The organism is Leisingera daeponensis DSM 23529 (assembly GCF_000473145.1).
In the GTDB taxonomy this organism is placed as follows: Bacteria; Pseudomonadota; Alphaproteobacteria; order Rhodobacterales; family Rhodobacteraceae; genus Leisingera; species Leisingera daeponensis.
In genome coordinates this window covers 15,365-29,487 of the sequence record NZ_KI421503.1, presented here as the reverse complement: position 1 = coordinate 29,487, position 14,123 = coordinate 15,365, and the positions used below count along the sequence as shown (strand labels likewise).

General features: G+C 55.7%; 14 protein-coding genes and 3 pseudogenes. 13 read left to right on the top strand and 4 right to left on the bottom strand.

Going from position 1 to position 14,123, the window contains the following annotated elements; genetic code table 11:
* The first annotated feature begins 148 nt into the window (after positions 1-148).
* Both DAEP_RS24445 and DAEP_RS23790 read left to right on the top strand, forming a co-directional pair.
* Positions 149-973 carry a universal stress protein gene (locus tag DAEP_RS24445; RefSeq protein ID WP_235859536.1) on the top strand — a complete coding sequence of 275 codons (825 nt, stop codon included), beginning with the start codon at positions 149-151 and terminating at the stop codon, positions 971-973.
* A gap of 265 nt (positions 974-1,238) precedes the next feature.
* Positions 1,239-1,396 (top strand): annotated as a pseudogene (locus DAEP_RS23790) (integrase core domain-containing protein); the annotation flags it as partial.
* Between the two features lie 103 nt (positions 1,397-1,499).
* Here DAEP_RS23790 and DAEP_RS0121530 read toward each other — a convergent pair.
* A protein-coding gene (locus DAEP_RS0121530; RefSeq protein WP_102884706.1) for an IS3 family transposase occupies positions 1,500-2,602 on the bottom strand; the annotation gives its coding sequence in 2 pieces (ribosomal slippage) (positions 1,500-2,341 and positions 2,341-2,602; 1,104 coding nt in all).
* Positions 2,603-2,678: 76 nt separating this feature from the next.
* Between DAEP_RS0121530 and DAEP_RS24110 the strand changes: the two are divergent.
* A pseudogene (locus DAEP_RS24110) lies at positions 2,679-3,336 on the top strand (IS3 family transposase); the annotation flags it as partial.
* A gap of 325 nt (positions 3,337-3,661) precedes the next feature.
* On the opposite strand, the gene DAEP_RS0121505 reads toward DAEP_RS24110, so the two are convergent.
* Positions 3,662-4,788, bottom strand: a protein-coding gene (locus DAEP_RS0121505) for an IS3 family transposase (protein ID WP_102882892.1) whose coding sequence is annotated in 2 segments (ribosomal slippage) — positions 3,662-4,527 and positions 4,527-4,788 — 1,128 coding nt in all. Because the reading frame shifts where the segments join, the coding sequence is not laid out codon by codon here.
* A 54-nt stretch (positions 4,789-4,842) separates the two neighbouring features.
* Between DAEP_RS0121505 and DAEP_RS23150 the strand changes: the two are divergent.
* Positions 4,843-5,367: pseudogene (locus DAEP_RS23150) on the top strand (integrase core domain-containing protein); the annotation flags it as partial.
* Here the strand turns inward: DAEP_RS23150 and DAEP_RS23780 are convergent.
* Entirely contained in the window at positions 5,295-5,774 is a 480-nt protein-coding gene (locus tag DAEP_RS23780; RefSeq protein WP_208855471.1) for a substrate-binding domain-containing protein, read from the bottom strand. The pseudogene DAEP_RS23150 and the gene DAEP_RS23780 sit on opposite strands and share 73 nt — an antisense overlap.
* Before the next feature lie 156 nt (positions 5,775-5,930).
* Here DAEP_RS23780 and DAEP_RS23145 point away from each other — a divergent pair, with 156 nt between their 5' ends.
* On the top strand, positions 5,931-6,878 hold the full coding sequence (locus tag DAEP_RS23145) for a LysR family transcriptional regulator (RefSeq protein WP_065331548.1): 948 nt from the start codon (positions 5,931-5,933) through the stop codon (positions 6,876-6,878).
* Between the two features lie 185 nt (positions 6,879-7,063).
* Here the strand turns inward: DAEP_RS23145 and DAEP_RS23775 are convergent, their stop codons facing one another.
* Complete coding sequence (locus DAEP_RS23775) at positions 7,064-7,966, bottom strand: LysR substrate-binding domain-containing protein (protein WP_065331547.1); 903 nt, start codon at positions 7,964-7,966, stop codon at positions 7,064-7,066.
* A 96-nt stretch (positions 7,967-8,062) separates the two neighbouring features.
* Here DAEP_RS23775 and pcaC point away from each other — a divergent pair, with 96 nt between their 5' ends.
* From pcaC to DAEP_RS0121450, 8 genes are read left to right on the top strand one after another with little or no spacing between them, the layout of a single operon-like run.
* A complete protein-coding gene (gene pcaC / locus DAEP_RS0121485) occupies positions 8,063-8,446 on the top strand; it encodes a 4-carboxymuconolactone decarboxylase (RefSeq protein WP_027246157.1) in 384 nt (127 codons plus the stop codon).
* Positions 8,443-9,171 carry a protocatechuate 3,4-dioxygenase subunit beta gene (gene pcaH / locus DAEP_RS0121480; protein ID WP_027246156.1) on the top strand — a complete coding sequence of 243 codons (729 nt, stop codon included), beginning with the start codon at positions 8,443-8,445 and terminating at the stop codon, positions 9,169-9,171. The genes pcaC and pcaH overlap by 4 nt, the downstream gene beginning before the upstream one ends.
* Positions 9,171-9,791: a protocatechuate 3,4-dioxygenase subunit alpha gene (gene pcaG, locus DAEP_RS0121475; RefSeq protein WP_027246155.1), complete on the top strand. Its 621-nt coding sequence runs from the start codon at positions 9,171-9,173 to the stop codon at positions 9,789-9,791. The genes pcaH and pcaG overlap by 1 nt, the downstream gene beginning before the upstream one ends.
* On the top strand, positions 9,784-10,623 hold the full coding sequence (locus tag DAEP_RS0121470) for a 3-oxoadipate:acetyl-CoA acetyltransferase (RefSeq protein WP_027246154.1): 840 nt from the start codon (positions 9,784-9,786) through the stop codon (positions 10,621-10,623). The genes pcaG and DAEP_RS0121470 overlap by 8 nt, the downstream gene beginning before the upstream one ends.
* Entirely contained in the window at positions 10,620-11,324 is a 705-nt protein-coding gene (locus DAEP_RS0121465) for a CoA transferase subunit A (RefSeq protein ID WP_027246153.1), read from the top strand. The genes DAEP_RS0121470 and DAEP_RS0121465 overlap by 4 nt, the downstream gene beginning before the upstream one ends.
* Complete coding sequence (locus DAEP_RS0121460; RefSeq protein WP_027246152.1) at positions 11,324-11,947, top strand: 3-oxoacid CoA-transferase subunit B; 624 nt, start codon at positions 11,324-11,326, stop codon at positions 11,945-11,947. Before DAEP_RS0121465 ends, DAEP_RS0121460 begins: the two co-directional genes overlap by 1 nt.
* Positions 11,947-12,732: a 3-oxoadipate enol-lactonase gene (pcaD, locus tag DAEP_RS0121455; RefSeq protein ID WP_027246151.1), complete on the top strand. Its 786-nt coding sequence runs from the start codon at positions 11,947-11,949 to the stop codon at positions 12,730-12,732. The genes DAEP_RS0121460 and pcaD overlap by 1 nt, the downstream gene beginning before the upstream one ends.
* Entirely contained in the window at positions 12,729-13,772 is a 1,044-nt protein-coding gene (locus DAEP_RS0121450; protein WP_036761579.1) for a 3-carboxy-cis,cis-muconate cycloisomerase, read from the top strand. Before pcaD ends, DAEP_RS0121450 begins: the two co-directional genes overlap by 4 nt.
* The last annotated feature ends 351 nt before the right edge of the window (positions 13,773-14,123 follow it).

The following is a 14,123-nucleotide window of genomic DNA, read 5'->3' as shown; positions in this document are numbered from 1 at the left end:
AGGGCTTGTATCACCAGGGGACTGGGCAGCTTGCTTGCCCAGTCTTTTCTTTGTCGGGATGCAGGGCGTGTACTGTTCCTCATAAAATCATAGACTTCTAAGATTGTGATTGCTAGTTTGCCTATGAAGTTCGAATTGTGAGGATAAAATGAGCATCAAGAACATCCTTATTGCACATTCCGGTAGCGCAGGCTTCCCAAGCAGCGTTAAGCACGCGGCAAAAATCGCCGCAAAGCACGATGCATGGCTGACTTGTGTCTATGGGAACGCATCCTCGTATTTCGAGCATGTTCTTGGTTTGACAGAAGATCTTCTCGACAAGCTTGGCAGTGCAAGAAACGAGAAAATTGCAGCAGCACGTGATCTGTTCCAACAGGCGGCTGCCGAGGCAGGCCTTGCAGAGCGGTCCCGCTTTATTATGCCGAATGAGATTGGCAAAATGAACTTGCCAGAGCTGGCGCGAAATTTCGATTTTGTCGTTACCGGCTATCATTCCAACCTACCAACAGATGAGTTTCGGGCCGTCAGCCCGGATATGATGTCATTGCAGAGCGGCCGACCCGTTCTTGTGGTTCCGAATGGATATTCTACGGATCAGCTTGCATCGCATGCACTTGTCGCATGGGACGGAAAGCGTTCTGCGGCCCGGGCGCTCAACGATGCAATGACGATCCTCGAGGAAAAGCCGCGTCGGGTGACAATACTAAGTGTTGGGTCTAGCTTTCCGAAAATGCCGGAGGGGGCGGATATCTTGACGCATCTGAAGCGTCATAATGTCGACGCAGAGCATGTTACCCGTCCAAAAAGCAAGGGCGGTATCGCCGAGGTTATTCAAGAGACGGCCAGAGAACTGGACGCAAAGTTAATCGTGATGGGGGCGTACGAACATAGCAAGTTCTCTCAAGACCTTTTTGGTGGTGTCACGCATGAGGTAACGAGGACCAGTAAAGTTCCGGTTTTTATGTCTCACTAGTACCCTGGCGAGGTATGTTGAGGATTGGTGTCGCTTCCTGCCGGGAATAGTTGTCAAAACTTTGTGGCGGGGCATGGCAATATCAATCACCGCCAAAACGGGCTCGGCCTGTGCAATACTGTTACCGGCCATGGTCGGTCTGCCTTGCGGTGTAGTTTGTGCAAAACCACTGTAGGGACCTGAAACCCGGCTATGATCGCCTACTGCGCAATCTGTGGGCTCCGCAGGCAATCATAGCCTTCAATCAGCGCTATTCCGAAGGTGTAACGGAACGGAGTTCACCAGCCGGGCCATCCTGAGATGGGCCGACCACAATGCCATTCCCTGCACTACATTGACCCCGGCAAGCCACGACAGAATGCGTTCATCAAGTCATTCAACGGCAGCCTGCGTGACGAACTTCTGAATGAGGAGATATTCGACATGACCTGCCCCCCGCGAAATCCCTCACCGTGATGTAGAGTCTGCGCCACTCTGCTCTGCGACCCAACCTTGGACCGCCGAAAGCTGGAGTTTACCGGTTGTCTCACGATGACGGGCTGGTGACGCCATCGGGATAGTGCATGGCGATCGGGACGTTGTATCCGATCGCGCTGTGAGGTCTGTCCTCGTTGTAGTGTCTACGCCAATCCTCCAACTTTTCTTGGGCATCTGCAAGACTCATGAACCAGTGTGCGTTCAGACACTCTGCCCTCAGCTTGCTGTTGAATGCCTCGATAAAGCCGTTGTCCGTAGGTTTGCCGGGCCGTGAGAAGTCCAGTGTGACATCGTTGGCATAGGCCCAGAGGTCGAGATCGCGGGAGATAAATTCGCTCCCATTATCAACCCGTATCGTCTTTGGATAGCCAATCCGCCCACAGACCCGTTCGAGCGTTTGCACGACATCTTCGCCCCGGTAACTAAACCGCGGATCTGCCGCTGGACAAAGGCGCGAGTGCGTGCCGACGATGGTCAGGATACGTAGCTTCTTGCCTAGGGCGAGCTGGTCGTGGACAAAATCCATAGCCCAGACATCGTTCGGCCCAACGGCGTCCTGGCGGTCTTCTCGCAGCTTGGCCTTTACCCGACGTTTCGGGTGCTTGTTCCTCAACTGTAAACCCAACTCATTGTAAATCCTGCGGGTCTTCTTCATGTTGATCACCCAGCCCTCTCGTCTCAGCAGCACGTGAACACGCCTGTAACCATAGCGCACACGCGTCTCTGCGATCTCTTTGATCCGCCTTTCAATAGCAGCCTGGTCCGTTCTCCGGGATTTGTAGTGGTACGTGGATGTGTCGAGGCAGATGGCCCCACAAGCCCTCCGAATCGACACACCCCAATCAACGCACATCCCGGCAACAATCTCGCGCAAACGACCAGGCTTCAAAGCTTTCGCCGAATGACATCCTGCAACATCTCGCGGTCAAGGGTGAGGTCAGCCACGATCTTCTTCAACCGCGTGTTCTCATCTTCCAGCGCCTTCAGACGGCGCATCTCGTCCGGCAGTAACCCGCCGTACTTCTTCTTCCAATTGAAGTAGGTCGCCTGGCTGATCCCAGCCTTGCGACAGATCTCAGCAACCGGCGTGCCTTGCTCGCCCTGCTTCAGGATGAACGCCTTCTGCGCTTCTGTGAACTTCGATGCCTTCATGCGTTTCCGCTCCTCTTCCAGCCAGTGAAATCTAGCGGAAAACTACAGCTTCAAGCGATCCAGTTTTCAGGGGGCAGAGCACGAGGCTGCAAGGCTGAAAGCGCTTGAGGATGAGAACGCCAAGCTCAAACGCCTGCTGGCGGACACCATGCTGGATAATGTCGTGTTGAAAGATCTTTTGGGAAAGAACTGACGACATTGATCAAGCGGCGAGAGGCAGCGCTCCGGGTGATGCGGGATCATGAGATCTCGCAGCGCCGGGCGTGTCGGCTGGTCGGTGTCGATCCCAAAACAGTTCGGCGTGAACGCCCGCCGGACTATGCCGAGATACGCAAGGAGATGCAGGAGATCGCCGGTAAGCGGCGCAGGTTCGGTTACCGCCGGATCGGCTTGCTGCTGGAGCGCAAGGGCATGACCATGAACCACAAGAGCTGTATCGCATCTACCGCGAGGAAGGGCTGTCCGTGAAAAGGCGGCGTGGTCGCAAGCGCGCACGTGGGACGAGGACGCCGATGCCGATCGCGGGACAACCCAATTCGCGGTGGTCCCTGGACTTCGTGTCCGACAGCTTCGGCACCTCGCGGAAGTTCCGGATTTTGGCGGTGATCGACGACTGCACGCGCGAGTGTTTGTGCCTTGTAGCAGACACGAGCCTGTCCGGCGCACGGGGCGCCCGGGAGCTCAGCGCTCTGATCCGGATCTACGGTAAGCCCGGCTGCATTGTCAGTGACAACGTCCTATGCGCGGAATATTTGGTTGATTTGGCATCAGGTCATTGTCATATCGAGTTGCCTCGATACGTTTAAAGCATGGCTCAGTTCGGCATTTTGGTCAACGACAGTCTCTCCCATAACAAACACAGAGTACGCTTTTGCGGCTCTCACCGTCCTTAAGACGAGATCATCGGGTCGCTAACACAGAAGGCCTGAACATTATCTACGAGGTCAGTTACCTGCCTCCACGGCACCTACAGAGAAAGGTCCTTCTGCGATCGATCACCCCTCAAAGAAGGGGCGATAAGGTTCTGAGCAGCCTCACCTGACTGGTCCAAGTTGATTGTTAGTGCATCATCGGCCTGTGATCCATCGGGATGATGGTTTCGGGCGCTGGCGGGCGATAGCCCAATGCACTGTGGGGGCGTTTTGTGTTGTAGTGTCTCCTCCATTGTTCGATCAGAATTTGAGCTTCGCGCAGGCTGTAGAAGATCTCGCCGTTGAGTAGCTCATCCCTGAACCTGCCATTGAAACTTTCACAGTATGCGTTCTCCCACGGGCTCCCAGGTTCAATGTAAGCTGTCTTGGCGCCAACGGCAGCGATCCAGTCTCGGACAGCCTGAGCGACAAATTCCGGCCCATTGTCAGAACGTACAAAACTCGGCGCGCCGCGAAGTATGAACAGGTCTGTCAGGACGTCGATTACATCGGTCGAGTTCAGTTTCCGCTCGACCCTGATTGCCAAACATTCCCGACTGTACTCATCAAGGATGTTCAGCGTCCGGAAGGCTTTGCCGTCGTCGGTTCGACAATGAACGAAGTCATACGACCAAACATGGTTGCGATATTCTGGCCGTAACCGAACGCATGAGCCGTCATTTAGCCATAACCTCCCTTTCTTTGGTTGTTTCATTGGCACTTTCAGCCCCTCTCGCCGCCAGAGCCGTTCAACCCGGCCATCACTGACGGACCATCCAGCCTCTCTCAGCAGCGCAGCGATCCTGCGATACCCATATCGGCCATATTGACGGGTCAGCTCGATCATGTCGGCCACCAGCCTGTCCTCGTCCGCGCGGCCTCTTGGGATGCGTCGTTGCGTGGACCGGTGTTGTCCAAGCACGCGACAGGCGCGTCTCTCGGAAACGTTCAGCTGGTTGCGTACATGGTTAATACAAGCACGACGACGAGCGGGGCTCAGTAGTTTCCCTTTGTGGCTTCCGTCAAGATCAGTTTGTCCAGCGTCAGATCTGAAACTGCGCGTCGCAATCGTTCGTTCTCTTTCTGAAGCCGTTTCAGTTCCTTCAATTGATCAACACCCATTCCACCGTACTTCTTCCGCCAGCGGTAATAGGTTTGTTCAACAACGCCGATCTGCCTGATCGCATCAAGACGGGACATGCCTTGCCCCATCAAAACTTCAACCTGCCGTAACTTCGAGACAATCTCTTCGGGCTTCGGTCTCTTGTTTGCCATTCGTGATCCTCCGTTTCCTAAGCATAACGGTGGACCAGTTCAGGTGGGGAGGCTCAACGGTTGAAGCGGGACAAACCAGAGCCGTTGGCGGTGCCTGAAAGACCGAATGAGACGTGGTCGATGGACTTCATGGCAGATCAGCTCGCGGATGGTCGACCGATTAGGACACTGAATGTTCTGGACGACTTCAACCGCGAAGGTTTGTGTATCGAAGTGGACTTCTCGCTGCCTGCTGAACGGGTCGTGCGCAGTCTGAACCAGATCATTGAATGGCGTGGTCAGCCGCAAGCAATTCGTGTCGATAACGGCCCCGAATATGTCAGTGGCAAGCTGATGGAATGGGCCGAGAAACGCAATGTTCGGCTGGAATACATCCAACCCGGAAAGCCGCAGCAGAACGCCTATATCGAGCGCTACAATCGCACAGTTCGCGGTGAATGGTTGGGCCAATATATCTTTGAAACCATCGAGGAGGCGCAGAACCAAGCAACTGAATGGCTCTGGACTTACAACAACGAGAGGCCCAACATGGGCATCGGCGGCATCACACCTGCCATGAAACTGAAAATAGCCGCATGAATTCTATGGCTGAGCCCCACTAAAAATGGGGGGATTACCATGATGCCTCGGATCCAGACAGGTGCTGTCATTTGGTATTCAGGGCAACCAACTCGTTTGCCTGCGAGATCTTCAGGTTTTTCAATCCCACTTTCCGAGTTCACGTAGATTGAGCTATGACGGAAAAACCTGGAGGGAAACACGGGAATTGCTACGAAGGGGCGTTCCGGCTTGTGCATCGAAACGACGTAAGACGACAATGAAAGTTCCGATGCTTCGAACTCTTGATGCCGCAACATTCTAAAGAACGTTTCTTCGACCGGCATGTTTATGAAGTTAAGGTCCAAACCCTGTGGTTGTACGCGCCCATCGATGATCGGTACCATCCGGTCGTAATCCCAGCAACCAAAGTTGATTTTCTTGCGCATGAAATCCTCCAGGATTTTTTGTGGTTCACCGCTTTACGCGCCCATTGCCTAAGGGAGATGAAGGCGGGCGGAGGCCCTGTCCAACATAAAAGATAGAGCGTAGATCAACAAAGAATGTTATACAGATTTGGCAGCACTCCATTCAAGAGACGAAAGATGAATCTTAAGCAGTTGAAATATTTTGTAAAAACGGCTGAAACTGGCAACCTCAGCCGAGCCGCGGAATCAATGAATGTCGCTCAAACTGCGCTTGGACTGCAAATCAAGAACCTTGAGGAAGAACTAGGAACTCAACTTCTGTTACGACATTCACGAGGCGTCGAGTTGACGGATGCGGGGCGATTGTTGTCAGAGCGCAGTCGGCAAATCTTACACTTGCTTGATGATACTGTTCGAGACATTCGAGGATTGGTAACATCTAACCGGAAGTCCATACGTATGGGGCTCACACCGAGTGTGATGGATCTTTTTGGGCCACGCATCTTTGAGCTAGCAATGTCTATAGAAGACATTGTTGACGTCCAATTTGATGAAGGATTATCGTTCAGGCTAGTCTCTGCTCTGGAGAGTCACGAGATTGATTGTGCTCTCGCCTTCAATGTCTCCGAAGGGGACTATATTTCACGAATTGCTTTGCTGGAAGAACGCCTGTTCTTCGTGAGCGCGGCGGATCCGGATAACAGTTGGAAACCTATTTTGTTGGCCGATGTACTAAGGACTAACCTCGCTCTATTGAGCCAACGAGATATGATTTGGCAATTAGTTCATGATGCCGCTGAATTCTATTCTCTAGACATTTCTGTCGCGTACGAAGTGCAGTCTCAATCTGCAATCAAAAAACTGGTGCAACACGGCGCTGCTTCGAGCATAATGCCTTTCGGTGCAATAGCTGTTGAAGCGAAAAATGGCTTGGTCTGCGCGCGACCAATCAATAACTACCGTCTATCACGCACGCTCTATCTTATTTTATCAAAGGGCATTGACGACGACATTGTTTATGCGCTTCGAGAAATATTGGTCCCAGCTATTTCTGACGAGTATTTAGCGATGCTCGGGCAGTACGCAGTTAAGTTAGAAGAGGTCTCGACGTCTGGCCAGCTCTAGATGCGGATTTGATAGGGAGCTGTTCAGACAAGCGTCGCCTAATCGAATGCAGCGGTAGGAGAGAAGGGTTCCGCATCGTTAACCTTTTTCGGTGGCCTTAGCGAGGCTAAAATAATGAAATCTAGTTCAATTTCAAGGAGGAGCTGGCCCTTTGGTTGTTTTGGATTGGTGTTTGCCAAGGTAACCTAGACGGCCGAACTGAGGCACTTTGAAAAGATTCCGCGTTCGACACTTAGTGGAGCTGAACGAGAAATACTAATCCCAACTGGTCCGGAAAGTAGTGGCGAACTCAGTTTGATGGGCAAGAGGCTTCCGTTGGCTATTTCGTCGCCGACGACCCCGCGAGAGATGAACCAGATTGAATCCGAATAACTTACGATCTTACGGCCAACAGTGAGCGATACAGTTTCATATGAACCGCGCATCTCAGGAAGCCCTATACTGACCAAATAGCGTTCCACGGTTTGCGAAATAACTGCGCCTTTGGGTGGTAGAATTAAGGTGTAATTTGGAATATTTTCTTCCGGTCTGGGCATTTTCAGAATTGGGTGCCCCGGCCGACATACCAACACAACATCTTCTATATATAGCTGTTGAAAAGTGACGCCTGTGCCCGCAGCTTTTTCTGGCATCCGGCCCACCACCAAATCAAGTGTTCCATCTCGGAGTTGATTAAACAGAAGCCAGTTTGGTCCGGTCATGATATGGAGGCGGACATGCGGCATCTCCTCGCGAAACGAAAGCGCCGCCCTGGGCAGAAGATCCGTTGCTGCCGTGGGAAGAACGCCAACGGAAAGTCGCGATGTCAGATCACCGTCTTTGGCCAACCGGTCGCGACCTCGCATCAATTCCACCATGGAGGCGCTTGCGTGGGACTGGAAAACCCGACCCGCTTCATTGAGACGGAGCCCGCGCCCCACCCTGTCAAAGAGCGGCGCACCGAGCATTTCTTCAAGCTCTTTCAGGCTTCGAGATACGGCTGGTTGAGTGATGTTGAGGCGGTCCGCTGCGATCGACACGCTCTCTGCCCGCGCGATCTCCAAAAAAGTACGGACGTGTCTGAGCCGAAGATGCGCATCCCAATTCATACCAAATAGATTATGTATTTTGCGTCAATTATCAATATTCAAAATCCATGAGGCAATATATCTCCGCTCTCAACGGAAAGTGCCAGAGGGAATGTCATGTTGGATCAACGGATTCAAAGAGGGATGAAAACGCGGCGTGCGGTACTTGGCGACGCGCATGTCGATCGCGCCGAAGCAGCAAAGACCGACTTCGACGAACCCTTCCAGTCACTCATCACGGAAGGAGCTTGGGGCACGGTCTGGTCCGACGACAGCATCTCGCGACGCGAGCGTTCGATGCTGACACTCGCCCTTCTGGCGGCGACCGGGAATTTCGAAGAAATCCCGATGCATATCCGGGCCACGGCCAATACCGGCGCGACCAAGACCGACGTGATCCAGGCCTTTCAGCACGTGGCCGTCTATGCCGGCGTGCCGAAGGCCAATCACGCAATCAAGCTTGCGAAAGCGACCTATGCCGAGATGGAGGAGGACCAATGACCCAGCCCGGAGAATTCTATCAGAGGAACCGAGGTGTCCATCCCCCGGCCTTCACACCGGACTACAAGACATCCGTGGCGCGCAGCCCGCGCTATTCGCTCATTTCGCTGCAAAACTCCGTCAGTGAGATCACAGGACCGCGCTTCGGTCACAACGATATCGATGAAAGCGACAACGACCTGCTGACAAACTACGCCAAGGCAGGTGAAAGCCCGATCGGTGAGCGGATCATCCTGCACGGACGGGTTCTGGACGAGAACGCGAAACCGGTCCCGAACACGCTTGTCGAGATCTGGCAGGCCAACGCAGGCGGACGGTATCGGCACAAAAAGGACACCTATCTTGCTCCGATCGATCCGAACTTCGGCGGCTGCGGACGGACACTGACGGATGAGAACGGTTACTTCTTCTTCCGGACTGTAAAGCCTGGCGCCTATCCGTGGCGCAACATGGTCAACAACTGGCGCCCTGCCCATATCCACGTGTCCGTGTTCGGGTCGGGTTTCGTGCAGCGGCTCATCACCCAATGCTATTTCGAAGGCGATCCGCTGATCCCCATCTGCCCGATCGTCCGGACAATCCCGGACGCGGCCGCAATCGAGCAGCTGACCGCGAAACTCGACCTGAACGCGACTATCCCGCTCGACAGCATTGCCTACAATTTTGACATCGTGTTGCGCGGCCGCCGCTCAACTCTGTTTGAAAACCGTCTGGAGGGGAACTGATGGCTCAGGAACTAGCATATCTCAAAGAGTCGGCCTCGCAGACTGCCGGACCTTACGTTCACATCGGCCTTGCGCCAGGTGCTGCGGGCTTCGACATCTACCAGCAGGAATTCGGTCACGACATCACCGGGCCAAACGCCAAGGGTGAACGGATCCGGGTTGAAGGCCGTGTAATTGATGGTATGGGCGCACCGATCAAGGACGTCTTGATCGAGCTCTGGCAGGCCAACGCCGACGGCCACTATGCACATCCGGAAGGTGGCGGTCCCGTCGAGGATGGCTTTCGCGGTTGGGGGCGCGTGATCTCCGATTTTAAGACCGGGGAATGGGGCTTCGAGACCGTCAAGCCCGGCAAGACTCGGGGTCGGAACGTCGGTACCCAGGCCCCCCACCTGAACCTCTGGATCGTCGCACGCGGGATCAACATCGGGCTCAACACGAGGATGTATTTCGGCGACGAGACCGCGGCCAATGCCGCGGACCCTGTGCTCAACCTGATCGAATGGGAACACCGCCACGCAACGCTGATCGCCGAGCGGAGCGAAGAGGACGGCATGCCCATCTACCACTTCGACATCCGCCTTCAAGGCGACAACGAGACGGTATTCTTCGATGTCTGATCCTTGCATCATCTGCGTGGCGATAACCGGATCGCTGCCGACCAAGGCCAACAATCCGGCCGTGCCGATCACCGTGTCCGAACAAGTCGAAAGCACGCAGGAAGCCTTCGAGGCCGGTGCCTCCATCGTGCACGCCCACGTGCGCAATGACGACGAGACGCCCTCCTCCGATCCGGAGAAATTCGCTCGGCTGAAGGAAGGGCTGGAAAAGCACTGCCCCGGCATGATCATCCAGTTCTCCACCGGCGGGCGCTCCGGCGCCGGACAGACGCGCGGCGGGATGCTGCCGTTGCAACCGGATATGGCTTCGCTGTCGGTCGGTTCGAACAACTTCCCGACCCGTGTCTACGAGAACCCACCCGATCTGGTGGACTGGCTCGCCGCCGAGATGAAGGCACAAAACGTGAAGCCGGAAATCGAAGCCTTCGATCTGAGCCACATCCTGCAAGCGGCACAGATGCACGCTGACGGGCGGATCAAGGACACGCCCTACGTGCAATTCGTCATGGGCGTGAAAAACGCCATGCCGGTCGACCGTGAGGTGTTCGATTTCTACATCCAAACCGTGAAGCGCTTGTTCGGCGATGATGCGCCATGGTGCGCGGCGGGCATTGGGGCGCAGCAACTGGCCCTGAATGAATGGGCCGTCTCGTCCGGCGGACACGCGCGCACTGGTCTGGAGGACAACGTGCGACTCGACCGCGATACGCTTGCGCCTTCGAACGCCGCTCTGGTGCGGCGGGTAGCGGATATTTGCGCCCAACATGAGCGCCCGGTCGCCACCTGGGCCGAAGCCCGGCGCATTCTTGGACTGAAGGAGATTGCAGCATGAAGAAGTTCTATGGGTCTGCATCAGAGGCACTCGATGGCCTCTTGCATGACGGCATGTTCATTGCCGCAGGGGGCTTTGGTCTTTGCGGCATTCCCGAGCTTCTCCTGCAGGCTATCAAGGAGGCCGGGAACAAGGACCTGACCTTTGCCTCCAACAACGCGGGCGTCGATGATTTCGGGATCGGGATCCTGCTTCAGACTCGGCAGGTGAAGAAGATGATATCGTCCTACGTCGGCGAGAACGCGGAGTTTATGCGCCAGTATCTCTCCGGTGAACTCGAACTGGAATTCAACCCGCAGGGTACATTGGCTGAGCGGATGCGCGCAGGCGGCTGCGGTATCCCCGGCTTCTACACCAAAACCGGTGTCGGGACCGTCATTGCCGAGGGCAAAGAGCACAAGGAGTTCGACGGCGAAACCTACATTTTGGAGAAAGGCATCTTTGCCGATCTCTCAATCGTCAAGGCCTGGAAAGCCGATGACACTGGCAACCTCGTCTTTCGCAAGACCGCGCGCAACTTCAACCCTCCGGCGGCGATGTGCGGCAAGGTCTGCGTCGCCGAGGTCGAGGAGATTGTCCCGCGTGGCTCGCTTGACCCCGACCACATCCACCTGCCCGGCATCTATGTGCACCGCATCATTCAGGGTCAGCACGAGAAACGGATCGAACAGCGCACTACCCGCACCAAGGAGGACGCATAATGCCCTGGGACCGCAACCAGATGGCCGAACGTGCCGCGAAAGAACTTGAAGACGGCATGTATGTGAACCTTGGGATCGGGATTCCGACGCTGGTGGCGAACTATGTCGGCGACAAGGACATCACCCTGCAATCCGAGAACGGGATGCTTGGCATGGGTCCCTTCCCTTTCGAAGGCGAAGAAGACCCTGATCTGATCAACGCGGGAAAGCAGACCATCACCGAACTTGCCCGCACGTCCTATTTCGACAGCGCCACATCCTTCGGCATGATCCGGGGCGGCAAGATCGCAGCGGCCGTTCTCGGTGCAATGGAAGTCTCCGAGAAAGGCGATCTCGCGAACTGGATGATCCCCGGCAAGCTGGTCAAGGGCATGGGCGGCGCAATGGACCTCGTTGCGGGCGTGGGCCGCGTCATCGTCGTCATGGATCACACCAACAAGCACGGCGAGAGCAAGCTTTTGAAGGAATGCACCCTTCCCCTGACCGGCAAGGGTGTTGTCGATCTCATCATCACCAACCTCGGTGTGCTCGAGGTCGATCACAAGGGGCTCCACATCGTCGAGACGGCCTCTGGTGTCAGTCACGATGACATCCGCGCGGCGACCGAGGCGGCGATCGTCTGATGCCCGAGTTCCTGCGCGTCAACGGACGCTTGCACCATTACCGGTATCGACCTGGCAAAGACGGGCGGGCAGTCGTCTTTGCCAATTCCCTTGGGACCGATTTGCGTATTTGGGACCAAGTGATCGAGGGCCTGCCTCTTGACGTTCCGGTGCTGACCTACGACAAGTCCGGGCACGGTTTATCGGAAACAGGTGCCCTCACAATCCAAGACTTCGCGTCCGATCTGGCAGAGCTTATGGATGCGTTGGGCCTCCGCGATGCCATGATCTGCGGTGTCTCAGTCGGCGGTATGATCGCGCAGGCCCTCGCGGCTGCGCGCCCCAATCTTGTTGCCGGCCTTGTGCTTTGCAACACGAGCCACCGAATTGGAACCACAGACAGCTGGGCCGAGCGTATCACAGCGTTAGAGGAAATCGGCCTGGAGGCGATGGCGGACGGTATCCTCGAACGCTGGTTCGCCAAGGCTTTCCGCGCCGAGCAACCTGATCTCGTCTCAGGGTATGGCATGATGCTGACCAGAACCCCCAAGGATGGATACCGCGCGACCTGCGCCGCAATCCGGGATGCCGACTTGACCCAATCCACAAGCCGCCTCACCTGCCCCACTCTCTGCGTCGCGGGTTCCGATGACCAGGCGACATCTCCGGAAATCGTGCAAGCTATGTCTGACCTTATCCAAGGCGCCGAGTATGCCTGCCTTGAAGACGTCGGGCACCTGCCTTGCATCGAAGTCCCGGATTTGTTGGCCGATATCCTTTGCGACCGGCTGGAGACTTTGGCGTGATTTTTGATCATCCCTGGCTTGGAACGCTCTTCGGCGATACGGAGATCGCAGTCCTTTTTTCCGCAGACGCGCAGCTTGCGCATTTTCGCGCTTTCGAGGTGGCGCTTGCGCGTGCACTCGGAGCCTGCGGTCGCGTTTCTATGGAAAAAGGGCGGGACGCCGCCGAAGCGATCATAGAAGCTAGGATTGACATTACATCCCTCGCAAATGCCACCCTCCGCGACGGGCTGCCAATCCCGGATTTCGTGCGCCAACTTCGTGCGCAAGCTGGTGGGAACGAGGCCGCCATCCATACTGGGGCCACATCGCAAGATGTACTCGATACGGCCCTGTCGCTCACCCTGAAAAACGTCTCGGGCGTGCTGATCGACAGACTGCAAACGCTGGACTGCAGCCTTGCCACACTGGCCAACGAGAAAGGTGATGCCCCGTTGATGGGTCGGACCCGCATGCAGGCGGCCTTGCCGATCACTGTTGCCGACCGGATCGAAAGCTGGCGGCGACCTTTCAAGGATCACATTACAAATCTGGAAGCTCTGAAGCCTCGCGTCGAGCGACTGCAGCTTGGCGGCGCGGTCGGAACACGAAACGGCTTCGGCGATGATGGAGATCGCATTGCCAGCTACATGGCGGATGCGCTTGGTCTTGTGCAAGGACCCGTCTGGCATACCGACCGATCAGGTATTGCAGACTATGCTGGACGTTTATCCCTCGTGACCGGGTCCCTCGGAAAATTCGGGCAGGATGTAGCGTTGATGGCGCAACAGGGGATTGACGAAATCTCGCTCAAAGGTGGCGGCGGGTCCTCGGCAATGCCCCACAAGTCAAACCCTGTCTTGGCCGAGCTACTCGTGACGCTGGCCCGCTTTAATGCCACACAGATCGCGGGCCTCCACCAGGCGTTGATTCACGAGCAGGAAAGGTCCGGATCGGCTTGGATGCTAGAGTGGGTGATCTTGCCTCAGATGGCTGTTACCACGACACGGGCGGTGCACACCGCACAAGAGCTTTGTTCTTCGGTTGAGAGTATTGGCAATTAATAGATATGTCTTCCCGGTGTTCGATCCCATAGTTTTCTGGTGCCATTCATTCGTTGGAATGTAAGAAAACCTTGTGAGGCAAGCTCGTCCGGGCAGCGCCACGACCATGCCCGTCATCCTAGCAGCAAAAAAGTGATCGAAAGCTTCGACTGCGGCGCTTATCCGGGAACTCTAGGCCAAAGGGAAAACGGTCACGAAGTGGCGCAAGCGTGAGACGGTTGAGCACCGGAAGTCAGGTCTGTGGTAACCGCACCCGACCGATCTCAGCGAGGCCGAGGAGGCGACGATAGTAGGCTTTCGAAGGTGCACGCTGCTGCTTGATGATCTTCTTTATGCCCTTCAGCCATCGAT

Excerpts from the sequence above, each read along its gene's own strand:
- DAEP_RS24445 (WP_235859536.1), top strand. The coding sequence starts at position 149 with ATGAGCATCAAGAACATCCTTATTGCACATTCCGGTAGCGCAGGCTTC.
- DAEP_RS23780 (WP_208855471.1), bottom strand. The coding sequence starts at position 5,774 with ATGCGCAAGAAAATCAACTTTGGTTGCTGGGATTACGACCGGATGGTA.
- DAEP_RS23145 (WP_065331548.1), top strand. The coding sequence starts at position 5,931 with ATGAATCTTAAGCAGTTGAAATATTTTGTAAAAACGGCTGAAACTGGC.
- DAEP_RS23775 (WP_065331547.1), bottom strand. The coding sequence starts at position 7,966 with ATGAATTGGGATGCGCATCTTCGGCTCAGACACGTCCGTACTTTTTTG.
- pcaC (WP_027246157.1), top strand. The coding sequence starts at position 8,063 with ATGTTGGATCAACGGATTCAAAGAGGGATGAAAACGCGGCGTGCGGTA.
- pcaH (WP_027246156.1), top strand. The coding sequence starts at position 8,443 with ATGACCCAGCCCGGAGAATTCTATCAGAGGAACCGAGGTGTCCATCCC.
- pcaG (WP_027246155.1), top strand. The coding sequence starts at position 9,171 with ATGGCTCAGGAACTAGCATATCTCAAAGAGTCGGCCTCGCAGACTGCC.
- DAEP_RS0121470 (WP_027246154.1), top strand. The coding sequence starts at position 9,784 with ATGTCTGATCCTTGCATCATCTGCGTGGCGATAACCGGATCGCTGCCG.
- DAEP_RS0121465 (WP_027246153.1), top strand. The coding sequence starts at position 10,620 with ATGAAGAAGTTCTATGGGTCTGCATCAGAGGCACTCGATGGCCTCTTG.
- DAEP_RS0121460 (WP_027246152.1), top strand. The coding sequence starts at position 11,324 with ATGCCCTGGGACCGCAACCAGATGGCCGAACGTGCCGCGAAAGAACTT.
- pcaD (WP_027246151.1), top strand. The coding sequence starts at position 11,947 with ATGCCCGAGTTCCTGCGCGTCAACGGACGCTTGCACCATTACCGGTAT.